We start from the raw sequence: 17,568 nt of genomic DNA on the forward strand, positions 1-17,568 counted from the left end.
CGGCCACGACAGGGGAGTGTGACGCGATGCGCAGGACGCCCGCCGCCGTCGGGACCACGATCTTCTTCGCACTGGCGCCGGGCACCGTCGCCGGGCTCCTGCCCTGGTGGATCACCCGCTGGGAGGCGGGGGACCTCCTGCCCGCGGCACCCTCCTGGATCACGGTGTCACTGCGCCTCGTCGGCGCGGCACTCGCCCTCGCCGGGACCGCGGTGCTGGTCAGGGCGTTCGTCCGGTTCGTCGTGGAGGGCCTCGGCACCCCCGCCCCGATCGCCCCCACCGAGCACCTGGTCGTCGGCGGGCTGTACGGGCACGTCCGCAACCCGATGTACGTGGCGGTCCTCGCGATCATCGTCGGGCAGGTGCTCCTGCTGGGCCGCCCGGTCCTCCTGCTGTACGCCGTCGCCGTGGCCGTGCCGGTCGTCGCGTTCGTCCGCTGGTACGAGGAGCCGACCCTGCGCCGCACGTTCGGCGCCGACTACGAGAGATACCGCGCGGCGGTGCCCGGCTGGTGGCCCCGCCCGCGCGCCTACGAGGCCCCGCGCTCGGGTCCGTGCCACCGGCCGCAAGGTGGCAAGGCCCCGGAGGGCCCGTAGACGGGACGCGGTGTCGGCAGGTCGGCCCGCTCGGGGGTGGGCCCCGGTAGGGGCCCGAAGCCGACCGGTGGAAAAAATGCGGAATCGAGATGTAAGTAAGCCTTCCTTCGGACCACTTGCTCTATGAACGTTTGTCCCCGACCGAAGGAACCGGCGTGCCAACCCCCCATGAGCGCTTCACCGCGCTCTACAACACCTACCAAGCGCGGGTGTACGGCTATGCGGCAAGTCGCGCCGGACATCAACTCGCGGAGGAAGTGGTCAGTGAGACCTTCCTGGTGGCCTGGCGGCGTCTGGACGGCATTCCCGACCACGCGCAGTTGCCATGGCTCCTCCGCGTCGCCCGCAACATCCTGCGCGACAACTTCCGGCGGGCCGCCCGGCGCGAAACCCTGGAAACCGAACTGAGGACGTGGGTGGAGGAGGCCGTCGCCGACGCGGGCGAACACGCCACCGAGCGCGTCGCCGTCCTCCGTGCCCTGGCCGGCTTGTCCGAAGCCGACAAGGAGCTCCTGACCCTGACCGCCTGGCATGGCCTGTCCACCGTGGAAGCGGCCAAGGTGCTCGGCTGTACCAAGGCCGTCTTCTTCGTCCGCCTGCATCGAGCGCGTCGTCGGCTGCGGTCGGCGATCGAAGCCACCGGTACCGGCACATTCCAGAAATCCGTGACCGTTCCAGGAAGGAAGCTGCGATGAGCCGCAAGCCCGACGCGATGGACCTGCTCGCCATGGCCCGCCCGGCTTCGCTGGACCGCGGATCACGCGTCTCCGCCGACGACATACTGCTCATGGCCACAGCCGAGGCGCCAGGAGAATCCTCGCGCGGGCCGTCGCGCCCGGGGCCGACCCCGTCGCGGCCCCGGCCCCGGCTGTGGGCGCTGTGGGCGCCGCTGGCCACGGCGGCGATCGTGGCCCTGGTCTTCACGCTGGTGACGAACCTGGCATCGGCCCCCGCCGTGCTCGATCCGCCGAGGACCAACCAGGAACTGTTCGACCTGGCCGACAGGATCGGGAAGCTCCCCGCGGAGAGCGGCGCCTACTGGCGAGAGGTGACGATCCGCGGCGGCCACGTGTCCAGCGACGGCTACGGGATCATGCTGGTCGAACGCATCGAGATCTGGCAGCCGCGCGACCCCGCCGATCCGGTGCTCACGAAGCTGTGGGAGCCAGGTGCCCGTCCGGCCACGGCCAGGGACGAGCGCGCCTGGCGGGCGGCGGGAGCTCCCACCCGGGTCAAGGCCTTCTGCCAGAACGGCGGAAGGTGCAGCTGGATTCCGATCGTCGACGAGCCGAAGGGCTGCCAGTATTCCTTGAAGGTGGATTCCAAGGATGTTCACCCCGAGAAAAAAGCCGGCATGCTCACCATGGCGGATCTGGCGGCGCTCCCCACCGATCCGGCCGGGCTCGTGGAGCGGCTTCGCGCCTACCACGAGAGCCGGAAAGGCCCTGGTCTGATGGAGCAGCCTTTCGAGAAGTCCCTGCCCATCACCACTAGGTACCTCCTGGGCATGTCGCTCAGCCCCGCCCAGCGCGCCGCCGTCATCCGCGTCCTGGCCGGCCTGCCGACCGTCAAGGTCGTGGGCACGGTGACGGATCCGCTGGGCAGAAAGGGCCTGTCCGTGGACTTCGGGGAGAGGGGAGACTACGGCAAGTTGCCGGCCTACTACAGGCAGATCCTCGACCCGGGGACGGGAAGGACGCTCTCCTCCGTCACCTACGCGTCCCGCACGGCTTCGGGGGTGACCAAGGGCGAGGTCGTGAACTACAGCGCCGACGGCCCCGAGTCGGGATGGACCGGGCCGCCGCCTTCCCCCCCGAAGGGGTGCAAGAAGGAGGGCCGGTGAAAGAGCGCGGACCCCGGCGGTGACGGACGCGCGGCCGGGGTCCGCCCCTCGGGGGGTGCCGCCGTCTCTCCGGTCAGCCGGTCACGGCGCCGAGCGCCGCGACGAGATAGAGGCCGCCGGCGAAGGAGACCACGACCCCGGCGGCGGCCGGAGCCCAGGCCAGCGCCGTGGAGGCCCGGGACCGGCCGAGGGTCCTCCGGGTCAGCAGCGCGTACCCCCGGATCGTCGCGACGCCCACGCCGGTCAGGGTGAGGGCCATTCCCAGGCCGAAGGCGGCGACGAGCACGACGGCGTCGAGGGCCCGGCCGGTGAGCAGCCCGCTCATCAGGACGACGAAGGCGGACGGCGAGGGCAGCAACCCGCCGGAGAGGGCGAGCGCGAGGAGGCCCCGGCGCGACCAGGGATCCGTCCCGGCCTCGACCTGGTGCCCGTGCCCGTGCCCGTGCCCGTGTCCATGGCCGTGGTGGATCCGCGGCCGGTGCCGGTTCCGTTCCCGCAGGTGGCGGTAGGTGAGATGGGCTCCGACGCCGATCGTGACCAGTCCGGCCGCGACCTGCATCCAGGCGGTGACGTTCTTCGTGCCGAAACTCGCGGCGCCGCTCAGCCCCACCCAGGCGAACGCCAGCACCAACACCGAGAAGGTGTGCATCAGCGCCACGATGACCCCCAGGCGCAGCGCGTCGCGGTAACCGCCCCGGGTACCGACCAGATAGGCCGCCGTGACGCTCTTTCCGTGGCCGGGGGCGACGGCGTGCAGGGCTCCGGCGACGAGCGCGACGGCGAGGACCGCCCAGAAGACGCCCCTGTCGTCGAAGAGCGAGACGAACCGGCTCTCGAAGCCGCCGAACTCCGTCACGACCGCCCGCCCGTCCCGCGTCGCCTCCACAGCGCGGCGAACACCCCCGCTCCGGCCAGCAGTACGGCGGCCCAGACGACGACGGCCGTCCCCGGGGGCATGCCACCGCCGGCCGCGCCGGAGAAGGTCAGGCGCCGGGTGCTCTCGGCCTCGGTGAGAAGCGTCCGCCCGGGGGTCGCGGGGGTCTCGGCGACGAGCATCGTCCGGTACGCCTTGTTGAGGTCGGTCAGGGCGGCGACGGTGACGTCCACCTGCGTGATCGGGCTCCGGCAGTCGAAGACGAAGCGGGCGCCGTCGGTGACCAGTGCCCGGAGTTCCTCCAGCCGGCTCTCGCACCGCCGGCCGCCCTGGGCGACCGTGACCCGGTCCAGCAGGTAGTCACGCAGGGCCGGCGACCGCTCGAGTTTCTGCTCACCGGTCAGCTCCGTCGACACGGCACCGCCGGCCGGGTCCTCGAACGCCCCGATCGACTGGCCGAGGGCGACCCAGTCGTCCTCGGCCGCGAACCACGAGATGGTCACGCGCGAGCCGTCGGCCCCGATCCGCGCGGTGGACGGCGGCCCGAAGGGGTGGGCGGCGGCCGGTGCGGCCCAGCCGCCCAGGGCGCAGACGAGCAGCGCGCCCGCCAGCACGCGGGTGTGGATTCTCAACGGATCTCCTGTTCGCACGACTTCGGCACGGCTCCGGCACGACTTCGGCGCGGCGCCGACCTGGCGCCGACCTGGCGCCGACCTGGCGCCGGCGTGGCTTGGCGTGGCGCCGGTACCTCCGGGCGCGGGGCCGCCGTCACGGCCGCCCCGCGCCCGGAGAGGTCACTACCTGGTGACGGTGATGACCGGGCTGGTGATCTTCTGGTTGGCGCTGTCCAGGTACACCACGTAGGTGTCGTCCTTCTTCGCCTTGCCCGGCAGCCTGAAGGTGTAGGTCAGGCGGCCCAGCTCGTCCGCGGTCCGGACGCCGATCGAGTCGTCCCTGTCGTGCCCGTTCCCCCTGTCGCGGTCGCCGGCCTCCCTCAGGAAGACGGACACGCGCTCGTCCGGGTCGTAGCCGTACGCGGAGATCTTGAGCTCGCCACGCGTCTCGACGGTGGTCCTGTCGACGGTGACCTGCTCGCCGACGGTGTTCTCCGGCGTGCGGATCTCGTTGACCGTACGCTCGCCCGCCTTGTTCTTGCGGATGACGAAGCCGTCGTGGTGCTCGCCGTTGGCGTAGCGGGCCTCGAACGTGATGCGGTCGGCCTCGACGTCGATCAGCTGGTAGAGCTGGGTGTTCTGGCTCCGGCTGACGACCTCGGCGCCGTTGCCGGTCCAGTTCTCGCCGTTGTTGAGGTCGTACATCTTGCCGCCGGAGACGGACACGACGTAGGCGACGCCGTTGTTGACCGTGACCGACTTGCGGGCGGTCGCCACGTTGCCCCGGCCGTAGGAGTGGTCGTGGCCCTGCAGGACCAGGTCCACGCCGTACTTCTCGAGCAGCGGGCCCCACTGGGCGCGTACGACGGGGTTGTTGCGGGTGCCGGTGGTGGAGTAGACGGGGTGGTGGAAGGTCACCACCGTCCACTTGTTCGGGTTGTCCTTGAGCAGGCCCTCCAGCCAGGTGGCCTGCGCGGCCATCAGGGCCGGGTTGCCCTGCACGTTGGAGTCCAGGCCGATGAAGCGCACGCCCTGGTAGTCGACGGTGTAGGCGGTCTGCTTCAGCTCCGGGTTACCCGGCCCGTTGTCCGGATAGGGGAACTGCGGCCGCCAGAAGGTGGACAGCCCGCCGCTGTACTCGTGGTTGCCGGGGATCGAGATGTTGTTGACCTGGCCGTCGATGAAGCCGGCGGCCTTGTACCACTGGCCCCACTGCTCCTCGCTGTTCGCGGAGTCGATGAGGTCACCGGCGTTGACGATCATCTTGGCCTGCGGGCGGTCGGCGAACGCCTGGCGGAAGACGCGCGGCACCGCCGAGTCGATGTAGTTCTGCGCGTCGCCGTAGTAGATGAACGAGAACGGCCGCAGGTCGGCCGCCGCGGTGGTGAAGTCGCTCCACTCGGCCCAGTTGGTGCCGTCGCCGACCCGGTAGGTGTACCGGGTGTTCGGCTTCAGGCCGGTGAACTCCACCGTGTGGTAGGTGGAGGCGTACCCCAGGGTGGTGTTGACCGGGGTGCTGACGGCCGCCTTGACGTTGACGACCGCGCCCGCGGCGGGCGCGACCTCGCCGAGCGCCCGCGGGGCCTCGAGGATCTCCGCCTGCGCCGACTCGGCGTCGGCCACGGCCCGCCAGGTGACCTTCTGGCTGGTCGACGGGGTGGTGGTCGGGGTCAGGATGACCCGGTCGGGCATGGGGGAGGGCTTGTGGATGTCGGCGGCGGGATACTTCGGCGGCGCGGCCGCGCCGAACGCCACCGGGCCGAACGCCAGGCCGCCGAGGAGCAGCACGCCCGCGCCCGCCGCCGTCAGCTTCGTTCGCCGGGGTCCGGCGGGCCGGGGCATGTTGACTTCGCCCATCATGAGCTCTTTTCAGGGGAGGAATCACATTCCACCGAGGGAGTGCGGTGGACGTCCGTATTGATCCAGAAAAGATCATCAAATGCCCATATGGAGCATTGCGCCCGGATGAACATGCTCTCTCGGAAACCTGTGAACCCGGCCGTACCGCCGATGTCGCCGGAAGTCCGCGCGCTCGCCACCCTCCGTTGCCCGCGCGTTCCGCGGATCACGCCTATGGTGTGGCCGACCAGCCGTCGAACAGCGGAATCGCTCCCCGGGTGAAGAGCCGCTTCCCGAGGAAGAGGACGCCCCGTTGACCGTCACCCGCCAGGCCGGCACCCGGCGGCCCGCCCGCCGCCGGACCCTGCTTCTCGGCCTCGTGGCGCTCGGGACGCTGTTCCCGCCGCCGACCCCGGCGGCGGCGCCGACGATCAAGGACGAGACCTTCGTCACCGCGCGGACGAGCGGGATCCTGCACATCGAGGCGGGGGAGTGCTTCACCGATCCGGCGTACTCCGGGGAGGCGGCGGAGGTCGTCGTGCTGTACACGCCCTGCCACGAGCGGGCGGCCAACCAGTCGTACGGCTTCGTGCACGCTCCCGACGGCGAATGGGATCCGGCCGCGCTGGGCGCCTTCGCGTGGCGGAGCTGCCGGCGGGGATTCGACAGCCACTGGAGCGGCGAGTCGGCCTCGGGGCTGAACTTCTACCCGGTCCTGCCGACCCGGGAGACCTGGGCCGGCGGTGACCGCGACGTCATGTGCGTGGTCTACAGTCCCGACGGCCCGATGGACGGCTCGGCACTTCCCGCGGCGAGCTGAGCCCCGTTCACGCCGGAGCCGGTCCCTCGTGCCGCGTCGCCTCCGGACGAGGGAGCGCCCAGGGTTCTCGCGGCGTGGTCACAGGCAGGACGGCAGCCATCCCCTGGCGGTCGCGAGGTATCCGGCCTGGAACCGGCTGCGAGCGTCGAGCCGTTCCATCAGCTCGGCGGTGACGCGCCGCAGGGTGCGGACCGAGACGTCGAGCCTGCGGGCCACCGCCTCGTCGGTCAGCCCCGTCGAGAGCAGGCGGAGCACCTCGCGTTCCTGGTCGCTGAGGCCCTTCTCGTCGCGCCTGCGCTCCTCGCCGAGAGGGGCGGCGGCCCCCCAGGTCTGCTCGAACAGGGCGATCAGGGCGGCGACGACGCCCGCCCCGCGCAGCAGGACCGCTCCAACGCTGCTGTCGGCGGGGTCCGTCGGCAGCAGGGCCGCTCGCCGGTCGAAGATGAGCATGCGAAGCGGAAGGCCGGGGGTGGTGCGGACCTGGCCGCCGTTCCCGGTGAGCCAGGCCGCGTATCCGGTGGTCGCCTGGTCGTTGCGGACGCTGTCGGGGTAGACGATGCGGATCGCCACGCCGCGGTCGAGCAGAGCCTCGTCCAGCGGGCGGCTCGCCATGATGTTCTCCGGGGTCTGGGCGCTCTTGGGCTCGAACCCGAGCAGCTCCTGCCGGCACTCGGCGACCAGTTCCTCGATCCTGCTGCGGATCGTGTCGATGCCGACGAGCGCCTCGGAGCCGTCGTCCTGGCGTGCCGGGTGCTGGTCGCCGTAGGCCGCGATCATCTGGGCGACGGCCGTCCGGCTCCGCTCGATCTCCTGCTGCTTGGCGAGCAGCGCGGCCTCCTCCCTGGCCAGCAGCGCGGCCAGCCCCACCTCCGGGCGGACCAGGCGCAGCACGTCCGGCTCCTCCCACGAGGGGCGCAGGAGCGACAACCTGGCCAGCTCGTCCAGGGTGGCGCGGATCCGGTGGACCGGCCATCCCAGCTCCAGGCTCAGCTCGGTCACCCCGTAGGAGGGGTTCTCCAGGATGGTGCGGTAGACGGTTTCCTCGGCGGACCCGATGCCAAGCAGCATGAGCACGACCCCTCCACGGTTCGAGCATGACCGAGACGCGATCCGATGGGCGGGGCCCACGACGATCGCAGTCTGAAACTAACCGGGCGCAGTGATGACCGGGTTACGCGACCGCCCCCGCTCCCTTTGGGGCACACCGGTTCACGGGGGTTCGCGGGGCGTCGCCAGGGGGCCGGCCGGAGCCGGGACGCGAAAGCGCGGCGCGATGGCATGATCCTGCCACGCCATGGACCTGCCAGGGGAAACACCTGGTGGATTCGCCGCGCGCGAACCACGGTCGATTCATGTATCTCATCAACGCGCGCCTACGCGCCCCCGAGATCGAAGGCCGCCCGGCCCCGGCCGGCGGGCGGATACCCGCGCGTGAGCTCCGGCGCCTGCTCCTGGCGCTGGCGGAGCCCGCCGACGGGATAGAGCACATCTACGGCGAGGAGCATCCCGCCGGAATCCGTCTCGGGCTCTTCATCCGCAGGCCCACCCTCGACGAGGCCGAGAGCGCGGCGGCCCGGCTGTGCCTGCGCGCCCTCGACGGCGTGCCCGAGCTCTCCGGCTGGTCGCTGGTGGCCTGCGGAACCGATCTCGACCTCGCGCTCGGGCGCCTCGAGACGTTCGACGAGGAGGCCTGTCAGCGTCCTGCCATTGCAGCGCGCTGACAGGCTCCGGGGCTTCCGGAATCCGGCTGGGTCGACCAAGAATCGAAGTGTCAGAACGAAGCAGGAAATGTCCGGAAAAGTTAATCCGGGGCACGCCTGCGAAACAGGAAAAGGGCGCCGAGAATCGCCGGTCGAAAGGAAAGAAGAACAATGAGCACCACGGTCCGATCCATCGCCCCCGCCCTCGGCGTCCGCTCGCTCACCGCCGTCCCCGTCACCGCGGCCGTGCCCGGAGGGAGGGCCGGCCTCGCGGCCACCGCGTCCCTCGTCGCGGCCCTCGCCCCGGCCGGCGGAGCCGGCTGGCAGTGAGCCGACCAGGAGAAACCCAGCAAACCATTCGTCACGGGCACCGCGCCCGAGAAGTCGTCCGGGAGGCGACCACCGTGAAGCACCAGGAAGTCGAGTTACTCGCCCTCGGCGCAGGGCCGTCCAACCTCGCCCTCGCCGTTGCCCTCGAAGAGCTCGCTCCGGAACTGGCCACCAGAACGCTGATCATAGAACAGCACGGGGACGTGGTCTGGCAGCGCGGAATGCTGCTGCCCTGGACCCAGAGCCAGGTCTCCTTTCTCAAGGACCTGGTCACGCTGAGAAATCCGCAGAGCAGATTCTCCTTCGTGAACCACCTGCACTCCGTGGGAAGGCTCAGCGAATTCGTCAATCTGGGCAGTTTCACCCCGTACAGAATGGAGATCTCCAATTACCTGCTCTGGGTGGCGCAGTCGCTCGCCCAGGTGCGCATCGAGTACGGCCGGCGCTGCGTGGCGGTCGAGCCGGTCATGGCCGAGGACGGCGGCGTCGAGCGGTGGGTCGTCCGGCTCGCCGACGGCTCGACCATCGGCTGTCGCACCCTGGTGGTCGGCGCGGGCCGTGACGCGCACGTCCCCGAGGTGTTCGACACCCTCCCCCGCGAGCGGATCATCCACAGCACCGAGTACAGCCGGAAAATCGCCGGGCTCGACCACGACGCTCCGCACCGGGTCGCGGTCATCGGCGGCGCGCAGAGCGCGGCCGAGATGCTGTGGGCCACCCACCAGAGCATGCCCAACGCCCAGTGCACGATGATCATGCGCTCCATCGGCCTCAACGGCTACGAGAGCAGCAAGTTCACCAACGAGCTCTTCTACGCCTCCTTCGTCGACGAGTTCCACCGCTCGCGCCCCGAGGCGCGGCGCCAGCTCCTCGGCGAGATGCACCGCACCAACTACGCGGGCCTGTCCCCGGGCCTGCTGGAAAACCTCTACCGGCAGATCTACTTGGAGCGCCTCACCGGACGGGAGAGGATCCAGATGATCACGATGGCCGAGATCGCCGGGGCCAGGCTGGAGGGCGACGAGATCGTCCTCACCCTCCAGGACAGGAAGAGCGGCGGCTACGACGAGCTGCCCTGCGACGTCCTGCTGCTCGGCACCGGCTTCGACCGCCGGATGCCCGCGCTGATCCGCGACCTCGCCGCCAGGGCCGGTCTCGGCGAGATCGGCGTCGACCGCTTCTACAAGCTGTCCCTGCCCGCCGGTTCGGGCGCCTCCTGCTACCTGCAGGGCGTCAACGAGGACACGCACGGCATCGCCGACTCCCTGCTCAGCACGCTGGCCAACCGGGCGGAGGAGATCGTCCACGACATCCGGGACAGCGCCGCCGCCGCCGAGCTCCTGGCGCCGTTCGCCCTCCCGATCGCCTCCTGATCCTCTCCGAACCCTTCGAGGAGAACCCCCGTGGACCTCCGTACCTATGACCCCGCCCACCTGCGCCGGGACAACGGCCTGCTCGCCAAGCGGCTGATGCCCTGGCAGACGCTGAACGCCCCCTTCGAGGGCGCCTGGTGCGTCATCGAGCCCGGCACCGCCTCGACCCGGCACGCCCACCACGAGTACGAGATCTTCATCGCCGTCTCCGGCGAGGCGGTCCTGGAGAGCGAGGGTGAGCGCGCCCCCTTCTCCGCCGGGGACGTCGCCTACTTCCCGCCCGGCACCGACCACCGGGTCGTCAACGACGGCACCGCCTCCTTCGAGATGTACGGCATCTGGTGGGACCACGACATGACCCGCGTGTTCGAGAGTCGTCACCAGGAGGAGACATGACGGAGACGATCGTCATCGCCGCGACGCCGACGCCCAACGGGGACCTGCACGTCGGCCACATGGCCGGCCCCTACGTCGCCGGCGACGTCTACGCCCGCTACCTGCGGGCCGACGGCCGCCCCGTCAACTACAACACCTGCACCGACGACAGCCAGTCGTACATGATCTCGACCGCCCGCAGGCACGGCACCACGCCCGCCGAGCTGTGCTCGGCGTCCACCGCCGCCATCCAGCGGTCGGTGGAGGCGATGGGCATCTCCCTGGCCCCGATGCCGCCCATCGACGACACCTACCGCCGGACCGTGCTCGACTTCGTCACCGCCCTCCACGAGCGGGGCCGGTTCGAGCCGCGGACCGTGCGCATGCCGTACGCGCAGAACGCGGGCACCTACCTGTTCGACGGGCTGGTCAAGGGCGAGTGCCCGGCCTGCCTGACCGAGAGCTGCGGCGGGTCGTGCGAGGGCTGCGGCCACCCCAACCACTTCGACGACCTGGGCGACCCGCGCTCGGTCCTCGACCCCGCCGACCCGGTGACCTCGCGCGAGGTCACCGTCCTGGTCCTGCCCATCGAGAACTACCGGGAGGAGCTCACCGCCTACTACGCCGCCCGCGAGCACACCTGGAGGGGACACAGCAGGCAGCTCATCCGCGAGATCCTGGCCCGGCCGCTCCCGGAGATCCCGATCACGGTGCCGTCGCCGGGCTGGGGGATCGACGCCCCGTTCGCCGAGACGCCCGGCCAGATCCTCTACCCGTGGGTCGAGGCGATGCCCGCCTCGATCTACAGCACCTGGAAGGCGGCCGGCGAGCCCGAGGGCCCCGTCGACCGGGCCTGGCGCGCGGAGAGCGGCAACAGCCTCGTCTACTTCCACGGGTTCGACAACGTCTACTTCTGGGGCATGGTCGACCTGGTCATGCTGCTCGCCCACGGCGACCGCTACCTCACCCCCGACGCCAACGTCTGCAACGAGTTCTACGAGCTGGAGAACGAGAAGTTCTCCACCAGCCGGGGCCACCTCATCCGCGGCGCCGACCTGGTCGCCGAGGTGCCGCGCGACCTCGTCCGCTTCTACCTCGCCCTGACCTGCCCGGAGGACCAGCGGGCCAACTTCACCAGGGAGGGGCTCGACAAGGTCACCGCCCGCAGGCTGCGCGAGCCGTGGAACGCGCTCGCCGACCGCCTCGACGCCCTCGTCACCGACCCGGAGGAGGAGTTCAAGGTCACCGACGCCGGGCGCCGCCGGGCCGCGGTCGTCGTCGAGAGGTTCAGGCTCTGCTACGACCTCACCTCGTTCAGCCTGACCAGGGCGGCGGACGGCATCGTCACCCAGCTCGCGAGGCTGCTGACCGCCGAGCGCGACGAGCCCGGCGACCTCCTGATGGAGGTGCGCGCCTTCCTCTCCTGCGCCGCTCCCATCCTCATCGACGTCGCGGCCGAGGCCGAGGCGGCCGGTGTCGAGCTCACCCTCGACACCTCCGCCGAGACGATCGACGCCTTCCCGCTACCGCGACTGCCCGGGAGCCCCCGATGAAACTCCTCGCCATGGAAGCCCGACAGAACGCCACCTACTACCGCTCCCGCTACCAGCAGGTGCAGGACTACGGCGCCGAGCTCTACGTGCTCAACGGCATCGGCACCCCGGACTTCTGGCCAGGCGACCACTACCGCGTCGTGGGCTCGCAGAACATCGACGACCTCATCACCGAGGCCAAGGAGTGGCACGAGCAGGAGCGCTTCGACGGGATCATCACCTTCTCCGAGTCGGGCGTGACCACGGTCGCGGCCGTCGCCGAGGCGCTCGGCCTGCCGGGCGTGGGCGTCGAGGCGGCCAGGACCAGCCGCAACAAGCTGCTGATGCGCGAGGCGCACCGCAGGCACGACGCGCCGCACCCGGACTTCCGCTTCGTCACCGAGCTGGACGCGGCGCTCGGCGCCGCCGCCGACTTCGGCTACCCGGTCATCCTCAAGCCCACCCTGGGTGCCGCGAGCAACTTCGTGTTCAAGATCGACGACGCGGAGGAGATGGCGAAGCTGTTCCCCCAGGCGCTGGCCGGCATCGAGGGGATGTCGTGGTTCGAGATGGAGGCGCACGGCCTCGACCTCGGCCCGCACGGCCTGCTGGTCGAGGCCTTCCTCGACGGGGACGAGTTCCTCATCGAGGCCGTGGCCTGGGACGGCGAGGTCTACCTCGGCTCCATCGTGGACCGCATCACCGTCGAGGGGGGCACCTTCGACGACGACGTGCACCACGGGCCGACCTCGCTCACCACCGAGCAGGTGGCCGCGGTCCACCGCGTGGTCAGGGCCGGGGCGCACTCCCAGGGGCTGCGGCGCAGCGTGCTGCACGCCGAGGTGCGCTTCCACCGGGGCGAGCCGTACCTGCTGGAGATCGCGATCAGGCCCGGCGGCGGCGGGCTGGACCTCATCGCCGGGATCACCGCCGCGCACAACCCGATCCGCGCCGTCATGGACGTGGCCAGGGGCGCCGCGCCGCGGGTGCGTCACTACCGGCCGACCGGCGTCCACGTCACCGCGATGTGCCTGATGTGCGACGCGGGCCGGATCACCGCGATCGACGTGCCGGCCGAGGTCTCCGAGTCCGACAAGGTCTTCTTCCTCAAGATCACCGCCAGCCCCGGGGACGTCGTCCGGCGCCCGCCGGAGGGCAACAGCATCCTCGGCTTCCTGGGCACCACCGGCACCTCCCTGGAGGACGCCAGGGAGACGATGCTCGACTACGCCTCCAAGATCAACGTCACGCTCGCCCAGGACGGAGAAGTGTCATGACACAGCTGATCGAGGAGGCGCCGTCGCGGACCCTGCGCGTCGCCCGCACCCGCCGCTACCTGATGTGCCCGCCCACCCACTTCGACGTCGTCTACTCCATCAACCCCTGGATGAATCCCGGCAAACCGGTCGACGGCGCGCTGGCCAGACTCCAGTGGGACGGCCTGCTGCGCGCCTTCCGCGCCCTGGGCCACCAGGTGGAGTTCATCGAGCCGCTGCCCGGCAACCCCGACATGGTGTTCGCCGCCAACGGCGCGACGGTCATCGACGGCAAGGTGCTGTCGGCCAGGTTCCGGTACGAGGAGCGGGCCGCCGAGGGGCCCGCCTATCTGGAGTGGTTCCGCGCCCGCGGCTACAAGACCCGCGAGGCGGTGTACGTCAACGAGGGCGAGGGCGACTACCTGCACGCCGGAAGGTACCTGCTGGCCGGCACCGGCTTTCGTACCGACATCCGCTCGCATCGCGAGGCGGAGAGGTTCTTCGGGATCCCGGTGGCGGGGCTGCGGCTGGTCGACCCGCGCTTCTACCACCTCGACACCGCGCTGGCCGTGCTCGACCGCGACCAGATCATGTACTACCCGGGGGCCTTCTCCAGGGAGAGCCAGGGCGTGCTGCGCGTCCTGTACCCCGACGCGATCATCGCCAACGAGGCCGACGCCGAGGTGTTCGGGCTGAACGCCGTCTCCGACGGCCGCCACGTCCTGATGCCGCCCGCGGCCACCCACCTCATGGGCGAGCTGCGCGAGCGCGGCTACGAGCCCATCGGCGTCGAGCTCTCCGAGCTGCTGAAGTCCGGCGGCAGCGCCAAGTGCTGCACCCTCGAACTCAGGGCGGCCCACTCATGATCGACTACAACGGGCGCCGCTTCACCACCGGCGGCGTCCCCTCCGGGGAGAGGCACCCGGTCGCCCTGTACCGCCAGGACGGCGACCTGCTGTGGGGCGAGTTCTCCGGCGGCCACGCCCGCCGGGGCAGCCTCACCGGCCTCTGCGCCCCCGACGGCACCCTCGACTTCGCCTACACCATGGTCCTCGACACCGGAGCCGTCGTGTCGGGCCACTGCCGCAGCACCCCCGAACTGCTCCCCGACGGCCGGGTCCTGCTCCACGAGACGTGGGAGCGCTTCGGCGCCCACGCGAGCAGCGGCGTCTCCCTCCTTGAGGAGATCGACCCCGACACCTTCACGCTGCCCCACCAGAGGATTGAGAGCCGACCATGACCCTGAACACCATCGCCCGCCCGAACGTTGAGAAGCCCGTCAAGGGCGGCACGGTGACCTGGGCCTGCGCCCCCGGATTCCCCCCGTCGATCATCTTCCCCTTCACCCCGCCCGAGCGCTTCGGCACCCGCAACCTGCTCGAGTTCCAGATCCTGATGTACCGGCCGCTCTACTTCTTCGGCACGCACGGCACCCCCGAGGTCGACTACGACCTCAGCATCGGCGAGCCCCCGCAGTGGAGCGAGGACGGCCTCACCGTCACCGTCACCGTCAAGCCCTGGAAGTGGTCCAACGGCGAGACGATCTGCGCGGACAACGTGCTGTTCTGGGTGAACATGATGGCGGTCAAGGGTGAGCGCTACGGCGAGTACGTCCCGGGCTGCTTCCCCGACAACCTTGTCTCCTACGGCAAGCTCGCCGAGGACAAGGTCTACTTCACCTTCGACAAGGTGTACTCCAAGCGCTGGGTGCTGATGAACCAGCTCAGCACCATCACCCCGATGCCCAAGGCCTGGGACCGTACCGCCGACGGGCCCTCCGACGCCTCGTACGGCCTGGAGAACGTCGCCGCGGTCTACGACTTCCTGATGGGCGAGAACGGCGGCGTCATCGAGGAGGACAACTCCGACCGCGTGCACTGGGCGACGAGCCCGGTGTGGAGCGTGGTCAGCGGCCCGTGGCGGCTGAAGAGCTACACCATGGAGGGCGTCGTCACCTTCGTCCCCAACGAGCACTACTCCGGGCCGAACAAGCCGCACCTGGACGAGTTCCGGCAGGTCCCCTTCATGTCCGACGGCGAGGAGTACCGGAAACTGCTGGAGGGACCGGACGGGCCCGACGGCATCCAGGTCGGCTACCTGCCACTGAGCTTCAGCACCGAGCCGACCGACGACCCCACCAAGGGCGGCCCCAACCCGCTGGGCGAGCACTACACGCTGGTCCCGCAGGCGGCCTTCTGCATCCGCTACATCCCGCTCAACTACAACAACCCGACCGTCGCCGGCAAGATGCTCGCCCAGACCTACATCAGGCAGGCGATGCAGCACGCGCTCGACCAGGACCGGGCGGCCCGCGACATCTACCACGGCTACGCCTACCGGCAGGACGGGCCGGTGCCCCGCTACCCGGTGAGCGACCTGGTCTCGCCCACCCTGCAGGGCGCGCCGATCCTGCCCTTCGACGCCGGGCGGGCCCGCGAGCTGCTGGAGGCCAACGGCTGGGACACCAGCACGACGCCCGCCGTCTGCGTCAACCCCGGAGAGGGCCCCGGCCAGGCGGGCGCGGACATCCCCGGCGGCACGAAACTCAGCTTCTCCCTCAGGTACGCCGAGGGACGCCCCGCCCTCACCCGCCTGATGGAGCAGTTCCGCGACGACGCGGCCAAGGCCGGCATCGAACTGCGGCTGCAGGAGGTCTACGGCTCGGTCCTGGTGGCCGAGGACGCCCCCTGCGTCGTCGGGCCCGACAGCCCCTGCCTGTGGGAACTGAGCACCTGGGGCGGCGGCTGGGTCTACCACTACCCGAGCGGCGAGATCCTCTTTCGGACCGACGCCGGCGGCAACTTCGGCCACTACACCGACCCGAGGGCCGACGAGCTCATCGACCGCACCCTGACCAGCGACGACCCCGCCGCCCTCTACGAGTACCAGGACTACATCGCCGAGCAGGTGCCCGTCATCTTCATCCCGAACTTCTCCCTGCGGCTGTTCGAGGTCTCCAACAGGCTCCGCGGCTTCGAGCCGATCAACCCCTTCGGGATGATCAGCCCGGAGAACTGGTACTACGTCGAGAGCGGTGACTGATCCCCATGCCGATCGCCGCGGCTCCCGTCGCCGTCATCCCCGCCCACGACCTGATGATCCTCCTGCTGCAGCTCGGGCTGCTCCTGGGTCTGGCCACCGTCCTGGGCCGTCTCTCCGTCCGCTTCGGGCTGCCGGCCCTGCTCGGTGAGCTCAGCGCGGGGATCCTGGTCGGGCCCTCGCTGCTCGCCAACGTCGCCCCCGAGTTCTCCGCCTGGCTGCTGCCCACCGACCCGGCCAGATTCCACATGATCGACGCGGTCGGCCAGGTCGGCGTCCTGCTGCTGGTGGGCCTGACCGGCATGCACCTCGACCTGGGCTTCATCCGCCGCCAGGGCAGGAGCGCCGCCTGGATCAGCGGCGCCGGGCTGGTCGTCCCGCTGGTCCTCGGCGTCGGGCTCGGATTCCTCGCCCCCTCCGAGATGATCGCCGAAGGCGTCGACCACACCGTCTTCGCCCTCTTCCTCGGCGTCGCGCTCTGCGTCAGCGCCATCCCCGTCATCGCCAAGGTGCTGACGGAGATGCGCCTGCTCCACCGCGACATCGGCCAGCTCATCCTGAGCAGCGCCGTCATCGACGACGTGGTCGGCTGGTTCCTGCTCTCGGTGGTCTCCGCGCTCGCCACCGCCGGGGCGCGCACCGGGCAGGCCGCGCTCACCGCGATCGCGCTGCTCGCCGGCCTCGTGGCCGTGTCGGTCCTGCTCGGCCGCAGGGTGGTCGCCAGGGTGCTGCGCGCCGCCGACCGGGGCGGAAGCGCCACCACGATCGCCGCGGTGACGATGATGATCCTGCTCTCGGCCGCCGCCACCCAGTCGATGGGCTTCGAGGCCATCCTCGGCGCCTTCGTCTGCGGGGCGCTCGTCGGCTCCTCGCCGGACCTGAAGGTCGCCAGGCTGGCACCCCTGCAGACGCTCGTCGCCGCGGTGCTCGCACCGATCTTCTTCGCGACGGCGGGCCTGCGCATGGACCTGACCGAGCTGGCCAAGCCGCCCGTGCTCATCGCCGGGATCGTGGTGCTGACCGTCGCCATCGCCGCCAAGTTCGCCGGGGCCTACCTCGGGGCCCGCATCGCCCGCCGTACCCGCTGGGAGGCCCTCGCGCTCGGCGCCGGCCTCAACTCCCGCGGCGTGATCGAAGTGATCATCGCGATGGTGGGGCTGCGCCTGGGCGTGCTCACCACGGCGTCCTACACGGTCATCGTCCTGGTCGCGGTCGTGACCTCGATGATGGCGCCGCCGCTGCTGCGCCACGCGGCCGCCAGGATCGCCCCCACCGAGGACGAGGCCGTCCGCGAGGAGTTCTTCGACACCCTGCAGGGCACCGACGGCACCGACGGCACCGACAGGCAGCTCGTGACCACCGCCAAGGAGGCGTGAC

The 17,568-nt window shown here is 70.7% G+C and carries 18 protein-coding genes; 14 read left to right on the forward strand and 4 right to left on the reverse strand.

Annotated features, from left to right (window positions below; genetic code table 11):
• Nucleotides 1-26: 26 nt before the first annotated feature.
• The 3 genes from ACTOQ3_RS06520 (at nt 27) to ACTOQ3_RS06530 (ending at nt 2,439) form a co-directional block, all read left to right on the forward strand.
• On the forward strand, nt 27-596 hold the full coding sequence (locus ACTOQ3_RS06520) for a methyltransferase family protein (RefSeq protein WP_440082501.1): 570 nt from the start codon (nt 27-29) through the stop codon (nt 594-596).
• A 155-nt stretch (nt 597-751) separates the two neighbouring features.
• A complete protein-coding gene (locus ACTOQ3_RS06525) occupies nt 752-1,291 on the forward strand; it encodes an RNA polymerase sigma factor (protein WP_440082502.1) in 540 nt (179 codons plus the stop codon).
• Nucleotides 1,288-2,439, forward strand: coding sequence for a CU044_5270 family protein (locus ACTOQ3_RS06530; protein WP_440082503.1), 1,152 nt, complete (start codon nt 1,288-1,290; stop codon nt 2,437-2,439). The genes ACTOQ3_RS06525 and ACTOQ3_RS06530 overlap by 4 nt, the downstream gene beginning before the upstream one ends.
• Nucleotides 2,440-2,512: 73 nt before the next feature.
• On the opposite strand, the gene ACTOQ3_RS06535 is transcribed toward ACTOQ3_RS06530, so the two are convergent.
• The 3 genes from ACTOQ3_RS06535 to ACTOQ3_RS06545 all read right to left on the reverse strand — a co-directional run bounded on the left by ACTOQ3_RS06535 (nt 2,513) and on the right by ACTOQ3_RS06545 (nt 5,784).
• Nucleotides 2,513-3,325, reverse strand: a complete 813-nt coding sequence (locus tag ACTOQ3_RS06535) for a nickel/cobalt transporter (protein WP_440082504.1) — start codon at nt 3,323-3,325, stop codon at nt 2,513-2,515.
• Nucleotides 3,292-3,945 carry a hypothetical protein gene (locus ACTOQ3_RS06540; RefSeq protein WP_440082505.1) on the reverse strand — a complete coding sequence of 218 codons (654 nt, stop codon included), beginning with the start codon at nt 3,943-3,945 and terminating at the stop codon, nt 3,292-3,294. Before ACTOQ3_RS06540 ends, ACTOQ3_RS06535 begins: the two co-directional genes overlap by 34 nt.
• A gap of 165 nt (nt 3,946-4,110) precedes the next feature.
• Nucleotides 4,111-5,784 (reverse strand): fibronectin type III domain-containing protein, encoded by a 1,674-nt coding sequence (locus tag ACTOQ3_RS06545; protein ID WP_440082506.1) that lies wholly within the window; start codon nt 5,782-5,784, stop codon nt 4,111-4,113.
• Nucleotides 5,785-6,079: 295 nt separating this feature from the next.
• Between ACTOQ3_RS06545 and ACTOQ3_RS06550 the strand changes: the two genes are divergently transcribed.
• Entirely contained in the window at nt 6,080-6,586 is a 507-nt protein-coding gene (locus tag ACTOQ3_RS06550) for a hypothetical protein (protein ID WP_440082507.1), read from the forward strand.
• A gap of 78 nt (nt 6,587-6,664) precedes the next feature.
• Here the strand turns inward: ACTOQ3_RS06550 and ACTOQ3_RS06555 are convergent, their stop codons facing one another.
• The gene (locus ACTOQ3_RS06555) at nt 6,665-7,654 is read right to left on the reverse strand and encodes a LuxR C-terminal-related transcriptional regulator (protein WP_440082568.1); all 990 of its coding nucleotides are present in this window, start codon (nt 7,652-7,654) and stop codon (nt 6,665-6,667) included.
• A 284-nt stretch (nt 7,655-7,938) separates the two neighbouring features.
• Between ACTOQ3_RS06555 and ACTOQ3_RS06560 the strand changes: the two genes are divergently transcribed.
• The 10 genes from ACTOQ3_RS06560 to ACTOQ3_RS06605 all read left to right on the forward strand — a co-directional run bounded on the left by ACTOQ3_RS06560 (nt 7,939) and on the right by ACTOQ3_RS06605 (nt 17,567).
• Nucleotides 7,939-8,307 carry a hypothetical protein gene (locus tag ACTOQ3_RS06560; RefSeq protein ID WP_440082508.1) on the forward strand — a complete coding sequence of 123 codons (369 nt, stop codon included), beginning with the start codon at nt 7,939-7,941 and terminating at the stop codon, nt 8,305-8,307.
• A gap of 150 nt (nt 8,308-8,457) precedes the next feature.
• Nucleotides 8,458-8,616, forward strand: coding sequence for a hypothetical protein (locus ACTOQ3_RS06565; RefSeq protein ID WP_440082509.1), 159 nt, complete (start codon nt 8,458-8,460; stop codon nt 8,614-8,616).
• A 74-nt stretch (nt 8,617-8,690) separates the two neighbouring features.
• Nucleotides 8,691-9,989, forward strand: a complete 1,299-nt coding sequence (locus ACTOQ3_RS06570) for a SidA/IucD/PvdA family monooxygenase (RefSeq protein WP_440082510.1) — start codon at nt 8,691-8,693, stop codon at nt 9,987-9,989.
• Between the two features lie 30 nt (nt 9,990-10,019).
• Nucleotides 10,020-10,385, forward strand: a complete 366-nt coding sequence (locus tag ACTOQ3_RS06575; protein ID WP_440082511.1) for a cupin domain-containing protein — start codon at nt 10,020-10,022, stop codon at nt 10,383-10,385.
• On the forward strand, nt 10,382-11,917 hold the full coding sequence (locus ACTOQ3_RS06580) for a class I tRNA ligase family protein (protein ID WP_440082512.1): 1,536 nt from the start codon (nt 10,382-10,384) through the stop codon (nt 11,915-11,917). The genes ACTOQ3_RS06575 and ACTOQ3_RS06580 overlap by 4 nt, the downstream gene beginning before the upstream one ends.
• A gap of 11 nt (nt 11,918-11,928) precedes the next feature.
• Nucleotides 11,929-13,173: an ATP-grasp domain-containing protein gene (locus ACTOQ3_RS06585; RefSeq protein WP_440082513.1), complete on the forward strand. Its 1,245-nt coding sequence runs from the start codon at nt 11,929-11,931 to the stop codon at nt 13,171-13,173.
• A complete protein-coding gene (gene ddaH / locus ACTOQ3_RS06590; protein WP_440082514.1) occupies nt 13,170-14,018 on the forward strand; it encodes a dimethylargininase in 849 nt (282 codons plus the stop codon). The genes ACTOQ3_RS06585 and ddaH overlap by 4 nt, the downstream gene beginning before the upstream one ends.
• Nucleotides 14,015-14,392 (forward strand): hypothetical protein, encoded by a 378-nt coding sequence (locus ACTOQ3_RS06595; protein ID WP_440082515.1) that lies wholly within the window; start codon nt 14,015-14,017, stop codon nt 14,390-14,392. Before ddaH ends, ACTOQ3_RS06595 begins: the two co-directional genes overlap by 4 nt.
• Nucleotides 14,389-16,194 (forward strand): ABC transporter substrate-binding protein, encoded by a 1,806-nt coding sequence (locus ACTOQ3_RS06600; RefSeq protein WP_440082516.1) that lies wholly within the window; start codon nt 14,389-14,391, stop codon nt 16,192-16,194. The genes ACTOQ3_RS06595 and ACTOQ3_RS06600 overlap by 4 nt, the downstream gene beginning before the upstream one ends.
• A 5-nt stretch (nt 16,195-16,199) precedes the next feature.
• Nucleotides 16,200-17,567, forward strand: coding sequence for a cation:proton antiporter (locus ACTOQ3_RS06605; RefSeq protein ID WP_440082517.1), 1,368 nt, complete (start codon nt 16,200-16,202; stop codon nt 17,565-17,567).
• Nucleotide 17,568: the final 1 nt, after the last annotated feature.

It is taken from the genome of Streptosporangium sp. LJ11 (assembly GCF_051918945.1).
Taxonomy (GTDB): Bacteria; Actinomycetota; Actinomycetes; order Streptosporangiales; family Streptosporangiaceae; genus Streptosporangium.

What these genes read in the sequence shown, in the direction of transcription:
- ACTOQ3_RS06530 (WP_440082503.1), top strand. Translation starts at nt 1,288, where the DNA reads ATGAGCCGCAAGCCCGACGCGATGGACCTGCTCGCCATGGCCCGCCCG.
- ACTOQ3_RS06565 (WP_440082509.1), top strand. Translation starts at nt 8,458, where the DNA reads ATGAGCACCACGGTCCGATCCATCGCCCCCGCCCTCGGCGTCCGCTCG.
- ACTOQ3_RS06560 (WP_440082508.1), top strand. Translation starts at nt 7,939, where the DNA reads ATGTATCTCATCAACGCGCGCCTACGCGCCCCCGAGATCGAAGGCCGC.
- ddaH (WP_440082514.1), top strand. Translation starts at nt 13,170, where the DNA reads ATGACACAGCTGATCGAGGAGGCGCCGTCGCGGACCCTGCGCGTCGCC.
- ACTOQ3_RS06600 (WP_440082516.1), top strand. Translation starts at nt 14,389, where the DNA reads ATGACCCTGAACACCATCGCCCGCCCGAACGTTGAGAAGCCCGTCAAG.
- ACTOQ3_RS06605 (WP_440082517.1), top strand. Translation starts at nt 16,200, where the DNA reads ATGCCGATCGCCGCGGCTCCCGTCGCCGTCATCCCCGCCCACGACCTG.
- ACTOQ3_RS06555 (WP_440082568.1), bottom strand. Translation starts at nt 7,654, where the DNA reads ATGCTGCTTGGCATCGGGTCCGCCGAGGAAACCGTCTACCGCACCATC.
- ACTOQ3_RS06520 (WP_440082501.1), top strand. Translation starts at nt 27, where the DNA reads ATGCGCAGGACGCCCGCCGCCGTCGGGACCACGATCTTCTTCGCACTG.
- ACTOQ3_RS06580 (WP_440082512.1), top strand. Translation starts at nt 10,382, where the DNA reads ATGACGGAGACGATCGTCATCGCCGCGACGCCGACGCCCAACGGGGAC.
- ACTOQ3_RS06595 (WP_440082515.1), top strand. Translation starts at nt 14,015, where the DNA reads ATGATCGACTACAACGGGCGCCGCTTCACCACCGGCGGCGTCCCCTCC.
- ACTOQ3_RS06545 (WP_440082506.1), bottom strand. Translation starts at nt 5,784, where the DNA reads ATGGGCGAAGTCAACATGCCCCGGCCCGCCGGACCCCGGCGAACGAAG.
- ACTOQ3_RS06585 (WP_440082513.1), top strand. Translation starts at nt 11,929, where the DNA reads ATGGAAGCCCGACAGAACGCCACCTACTACCGCTCCCGCTACCAGCAG.